Source organism: Cupriavidus sp. 05N40 (assembly GCF_056397305.1).
This window is the reverse complement of the sequence record NZ_JBFTND010000308.1, coordinates 1-6,122: the sequence shown is the minus strand read 5'-3', so window position 1 is coordinate 6,122 and position 6,122 is coordinate 1. Positions and strand designations below refer to the sequence as shown.

6 protein-coding genes are annotated in these 6,122 nt (G+C 69.0%); 3 read left to right on the top strand and 3 right to left on the bottom strand.

Annotated elements, in window-relative coordinates; all coding sequences use genetic code 11:
* Positions 1–231: 231 nt before the first annotated feature.
* Positions 232–381, top strand: a complete 150-nt coding sequence (locus AC1DO7_RS38655; protein ID WP_441624280.1) for a hypothetical protein — start codon at positions 232–234, stop codon at positions 379–381.
* Between the two features lie 128 nt (positions 382–509).
* Positions 510–1,712, top strand: coding sequence for a DUF2863 family protein (locus AC1DO7_RS38650; RefSeq protein ID WP_441624278.1), 1,203 nt, complete (start codon positions 510–512; stop codon positions 1,710–1,712).
* An 81-nt stretch (positions 1,713–1,793) separates the two neighbouring features.
* Here AC1DO7_RS38650 and AC1DO7_RS38645 read toward each other — a convergent pair whose 3' ends face one another.
* Positions 1,794–2,468: a methyltransferase domain-containing protein gene (locus tag AC1DO7_RS38645; protein WP_441624276.1), complete on the bottom strand. Its 675-nt coding sequence runs from the start codon at positions 2,466–2,468 to the stop codon at positions 1,794–1,796.
* Positions 2,469–2,780: 312 nt separating this feature from the next.
* On the opposite strand from AC1DO7_RS38645, the gene AC1DO7_RS38640 reads away from it, so the two are divergent.
* The gene (locus tag AC1DO7_RS38640) at positions 2,781–4,367 is read left to right on the top strand and encodes an ABC transporter substrate-binding protein (RefSeq protein WP_441624274.1); all 1,587 of its coding nucleotides are present in this window, start codon (positions 2,781–2,783) and stop codon (positions 4,365–4,367) included.
* Between the two features lie 33 nt (positions 4,368–4,400).
* Here AC1DO7_RS38640 and AC1DO7_RS38635 read toward each other — a convergent pair whose 3' ends face one another.
* Together AC1DO7_RS38635 and AC1DO7_RS38630 are read right to left on the bottom strand one after the other, a co-directional pair.
* Entirely contained in the window at positions 4,401–5,321 is a 921-nt protein-coding gene (locus tag AC1DO7_RS38635; protein WP_441624272.1) for a class I SAM-dependent methyltransferase, read from the bottom strand.
* Between the two features lie 88 nt (positions 5,322–5,409).
* Positions 5,410–6,122: hypothetical protein (locus tag AC1DO7_RS38630; RefSeq protein ID WP_477117373.1), on the bottom strand; the 713-nt coding region annotated here is incomplete at its 5' end.

The window sequence follows — 6,122 nt, the reverse complement described above, 5'->3', positions numbered from 1 at the left end:
GGCCGCGGCCAGCGGCGTTTTTTCTTTTGGGCTGCCGGCGCCGGGGTGGCATGAAAGCGCAGCGCGCGCCGCCCGGATGGCTCCGTAGCGCGCCGGCCCCTGTAAGTTCCATGCAAGCCTGCCCTGCCACACTGCCCGGCAACAAGAAGAAAGCAGCGCGCGGCGGCCATGCCGGCCGGCTTTGCAGCGGTTGCTTCAAACGCGCAATCCTATTGGACTATTGGAGACAACATGGTCAAGATCTTTATCGCCTTCATCGTCATCGCCGGCGCAGCCCTCTACCTGCTCACCAAGGGCGGTGGCGACATCTCCATCGGCGGCGAGCAGCACGGCGTGGAAAGCCACGCGCCGGAGACATCGCCGGCCCCCGCGCAAAAATAAGTGCGGCTGCGCGGCCATGCAGGCCCGCTGTGACGCCATGCAGCACTGCCTTTGCTGCACCGGACGCCATGTTTTGTCAACGCAGCGAGTAGAATACCGTTTTACCGAAAAACGGATGATCTCGACTTATGGCAGGTTTTCGCCCCAAGGCTACCCAACGTCTTTCGCCTGACGCCGAGCGTCTGGTGGCCGATGCGCTCGCGCTCGATGCCTCGGGCAGCCGCATGGAGGATGGATACTGGGAGCGGCGGCTCTCGCTGCGCCTGGGCCGGCTGCTGAAGAACGGCAGCCAGTCCGCGCTCGACGCGGCGCTCGAACACCTGTTCAAGCACAACGCCGACGCCTCCGACGTGCTAGCCGAGCAAGCCGAGACCCTGGCCGAGTCCGCCACTGTCGAAATCGACGGTGTCAGCTACGACGCCCTGCTGATCGCCGCGCCGATCCTCGCCCACACGCGCTACGCCATTCCCTCGGGCGCCCTGAAGCCCGAGCTGGCGCAGACGCTGTCGGTGCACATGCAGGCGCATGTGCTGGCTGCGGACACGCGCATGGCGCTGTCGCCCTATCTCTACAGCATCGACCAGCTGCCGCGCACGCACTGCGACACCTTCGCGCTGACCTACAAGCTGGTATCGGCGGCGATGTCGGGCACCACGCCCAAGGTCGACCTGCGCGACCTGCCSGAGACSGCGCCCATCCTGGCCGAYCCGCGCTAYCTGCTGGCCGTGGTGGTGGCRCCGCACGAGCAGGCCCTGTTCCGCTGGCAGGAAGATGTGAAGGAGCATCACGCCGAGCGCTCGGTGTGCCTGGAGCAATGGCGGACCCAGGTCCAGCCCTCGATCGCGCTGCTGCTGCCGGGCTGCGAGTTCGAACTGCTGCTGCCCGACGCCTTCTTCCTCTCCTGCCGCGAATCAGACAAGAGCATCCGCCCGCTCACGGTGCGTGCCGCCGTCAACTACCTGTGCGGCACGCTCGACGTGCCGGCCGGGCAGATGGCCGCGGTGGTGGCCGCCTTCGGCGAGGAGGAAGTCGAGGAATACCGCGTGGGCTTCACCATGCGCGGCGAGAAGGATGTGATCTACGGCATCGTCTGGCCGGTGTATGGCCGCGAGTCCGGCGAGATCGACGCCACCGAAAAGGACAACCCGCTCGAGCAGATCTGCGAAGAGCTGCGCAATGCCGGCGTGGAAGACATCTTCCGCCACGCCGCGCTGTTCGATCCCGAATACTGCGAAGATTGCGGCACGCCGCTCTACGCCGACCGTTCTGGCGAGATCGTCCACGCCGAACTGCCGGAAGACGCGCCGACGCAGCAGCCGCTCTTCCACTGAGCCCGCGCCCTGCGCCTTGCCGACGGCCCGCCTTGCGCGGGCCGTTTTCATTCCCGGGCGCCGCCTTGCGCGCGAACCCGTTCAGGCCGCCTGCGGCGGGCTCACGCAGCGCCACAAGGCATGCCCGGAGGCCGCGTACTTGCGCTCGAACGGCGTGATGGCCTCCACCGGCTGCCACGCCTCGGTCATCGCCGGCCGCCCGACCAGAGCCAGCGCCTGGGCGAACTCGTCGATATAGACCTGCCAGTTGCTGCGGCACTCCAGATAGTCCCCGCAGGCGGCCAGCGCCGGGAACACCGCGTGGCCCTGCCAACGCCGCCCCAGGTGACCGATCTTGGGCCACGGGTTCGGATACAGGACGTAGTGGCGCGCCACCGCGATACCCTCGGCCTGCAGCAGGCGCCAGACATCGACCAGGTCGGCGCGCGCCCAGGTGAAGTTGGCCGGCAGCGGGCCACCCCACCAGTCCTTGCCGCCGGTCAGCCGCTTTTCCGACTGGTCCACGCCGATCACGAAGTGGCCGGGGAAGGCCGTGGCCAGTTGCAGCGTGCTCTCGCCCACGCCGCAGCCGGCATCGAGGATCAGCGGCGGCGCCCCGGCTTGCTGCCATTGCTGCAGCGCGAGATCCAGCGCGCGCCGGCTGGGCTCGCCGATCGGCTTGCGGAACGGCTCGGCCAGGTGGCGCGCCACGCGGGCCGCGAGATGGTCATGGACATCGGCCTGCGCCGAGGTGATGGTGCGAGAGTTGGCAAACATGGGCGCGATTCTACCGGCTGCGCGCCCGGGCCGGCGAGCCAGGCCGCGCACCGCCGGTGGACGTGCGCGGTGCGGGCGGCGAACATAAGGTTATGACGCAGCTATCGCACATGGATGTCGTTTTGACGGCACAATGCGGGCAGCCGGGTAGACACGGGCGCCGGCAAGCGCGCCCCGTCACCCCCTTCTGAGAACCCGCCGACGCCTTCCCGCGCGAAAGCGACCGGCCCGTACTGGGAGCGCATCTCGATGACCGCCAACCGCCGCACACGCCATTTGACCAGCCGCCTTGCCGGCCGCCTGGAGCCCCTGATGCCACGCCGCGCCCTGCTTCGGGCCGGCGCGACGCTGGTGCTCGGCGGCGCCGCGCTGCTGATGCTGCCCGCCGGCGCGGCACACGCCGAGGACCTGCGCATCGGCCTGTCCGCCGACGTCACCTCGATGGACCCGCAGTGGAACAACGCCGGCCCCAACAACGCCATCGCGCTGCATATCTTCGAATCCCTGGTGTTCATGGACAAGAACGCCCGTTACATCCCGGGCCTGGCGCTGTCGTGGAAGCCGGTCAATGCCATCACCTGGGAGATCAAGCTGCGCCCCAACGTCAAATGGCACGACGGCTCGCCGTTCACCAGCGAAGACGTCAAGGCCTCGCTCGAGCGCCCCGAGAAGCTGGTCAGCAGCCCCGGCTCCTTCACCAGCTACACCAAGCCGATCGCGCGCATCGACACGCCCGACCCGCTCACCGTACGCCTGACCATGAGCGTGCCGAACTACGCCAACCTGGCCAACGACCTCAACAGCGTGCCGATCATGCCCAAGAAGGTGGCGGCCACGCTGAGCCAGGCCGACTTCGACTCGGGCAAGGCGATGATCGGCACCGGGCCGTTCAAGTTCGTGCGCTTCGCGCGCGGGCAGGAAATCGTAATGGCGAAGAACCCCGACTACTGGGGGCCCAAGGCCGAATGGGACCATGCCATCTTCCGCATCATCACCGACAACGGCGCGCGCAGCGCGGCGCTGCTGTCCGGCGACGTCGACGTGATCGAAAGCGTGCCGTCGGCCGACGTGGCCAAGCTCAGGCAAAACCCGAAATTCCGCATCGAGCAGCAGGTCTCCTGGCGCACCATCTTCTGGCAGATGGACCAGTCGCGCGACAACCCGCCGTTCGTCACCGACAAGGCCGGCAAGCCGCTCGGCAAGAACCCGTTCAAGGATGCGCGCGTGCGCGCGGCCATCAGCCACGCGCTCAACCGCGACGCCATCGTCAGCCGCATCATGGAAGGCCTGGCGGTGCCGGCCTCGTCGATCGTCTCGCCGCAGATCTTCGGCCATCCGGGCACCAAGCCCGATGCCTACGACCCCGAAGCCGCCAAGAAGCTGCTGGCCGCCGCCGGCTATCCAGACGGCTTCGGGCTGACGCTGCACGCCACCAACAACCGCTACCTGAACGACGCGGCCGTGGCGCAGGCCACCGCCAGCATGCTCACGCGCATCGGCATCCAGACCAAGGTGGAGACGCTGCCCGTGGCCGCCTACTTCACGCGCGCGCGCCAGGGCGACTTCGCCTTCGAGATGCTGGGCTGGGGCTCGGCGGCGGCCGACGTGGCGCTGCGCTCCATCACCGGCACGCCCAATCCCAAGACCGGCTACGGCACCTGGAACTGGGGCAAGTACAGCAATACGCAGCTCGACCAGCTGATCGAGAAGTCGCTCACCACCGTGAGCAGCGACAAGGCCCGCGAGGAAAACGCCCGCACGGCGGCGAAGTTCGCGCTGGCCGACCACGCCATCATCCCGTCGCACAGCCAGCTGGCGATGTGGGCGATGCGCAAGGACCTGAAGTACGAGGCGCGCACCGACGAGTGGTCGCTGGCGCAGTTCTTCCACAAGCAGTAAGCCCGCACCCGGCACCGGGCGGGCTGAGGGAGACTAGATCTGCAGCCCGTCCTCCTGCCGCGCATTGGCCGCGCGCAGGCCCTTGACCCAGGCGCGCGCGGGCAGCCCGGTGCCCTCCTCCACAACCTTGGCGCGCAGTTCCAGCACTTCCCACGACACGTCGATCGCCGGGCCGTTGAAGGCCAGCGCGATCACATTGCCGTCGTGCACTTCGGGGAACACCAGCACGCGGTCCTCGAAGGCCTCGCAGATGCGCACGATGTTCTTCGGGAAGCTGTCGTGGTCGCCGAACAGGTTGATGGTCATCACCCCCGGCGACTTCAGCACGCGGCGGCAGGCCTTGTAGAAGGCCGTGGTGTCCAGCACCGGGCCGCGCGCGGTGGCGTCGTACAGGTCCACCTGCAGCACGTCGAGCGCACCGGCATGGGTGCCGTCCATCACATAGTCCCAGGCATCCTGCTCGCGCACGGTCAGGCGCGCGTCGTCCTCGCGCAGGCCGAACATGCTGCGGCCGGCCACGATCACGGCGGGGTTCAGCTCCACGGCGGTAACCCGCGCCTTGCTGAACTGGCGGTGGCAGAACTTGGTCAGCGCCGCTGCCCCGAGGCCGAGCTGGGTGACATGGAAATCGGGCGCCGAGGGCGACAGGAACAGCAGCCACGCCATCATCTGCTGCGCGTACTCCAGCTCGATGGCATCCGGCTTGCGCAGGCGCATCGCGCCCTGCACCCACTCGGTGCCGAAGTGCAGGTAGCGCACGCCGTCCATCTCGGAGAAGGTCACCGGCGCGAAGCGCGGCGTCATGCGCTTTTCTTCGCGGGGTTCGGCGCGCTTCTTGCCGGCGCGCTGATCGGCGCGCTCATCGGCGCGCTGCGCGCCGTCGCGGCTGCGCTCGCCGCGCGCGGGTCGGCGCGAGGCCACGGCTTCAATGGATTTGCGTTTCAGGAGAGTCATGGCGATAAGAGGAGTGCGGGGGTACGAACACGCGCGCCGCCCGCCGGGGGCAGCACGCGGAGCAATGGAAACAGTGAAGCGGCCGGCCTCAGGACCTGCCGAGCGCGCCTTGCGCGCGCTGCAGCCATTCCCGGTTGTGCTCGCGCGCATGGCGCGGCCAGTGCTTGCCGTCGTGCACGATCTCGGCATACAGGGCCTGGGCGCGCTCCCGGTCGGCGGCATCCTGGCGCCCGGCCAGCCAGTCCGCGAACAGGCAGCGCGCGGCCGCGTCGCTGGCGCAGGTCAGCGCCTGCTCGAACGCGGCGCGCGTGCCAGGCGCATCGGTGGCGGCCAGGGCGCGCGCGTACAGCAAGGCAGGATCGGCCTGCTGGCGCGCCTGCGGCTGGCCTTCGAACAGGCGCGCGAGCGTGGCTGCGGCGCCAGCGTGCCCGCCGGTGGCGAACTGTGCGCGCGCCAGCCCCAGCAGCAGCGCGGGATCGCTGGCGAAGGGCCCGCTGGCGGCGGCCTCGTAGTGCTGCAGCGCCTCCTTGGGCTCATCGGCCTCCAGCAGCGCCGCGCCGAGGCGCATGCGGTGGTCGACGGTCGGCGCGCGGTCGAACGCGGCGCGCGCCTCGCGCACGGCGCGATTGGGATCCACCAGTTGCCCGATGGCGCGCGTGGCGGCGCGCGCACCGCGCGTCTGGCGCAGCGACGGCAGGTAGATGGCGAAGAAATACACCACGCTGCCCAGCCCGGGGAAAGCGAACAGGATCAGCAGCCAGTACATGTTCTGCTGGGTGCGCACCGCGTGGACGGCAAAAT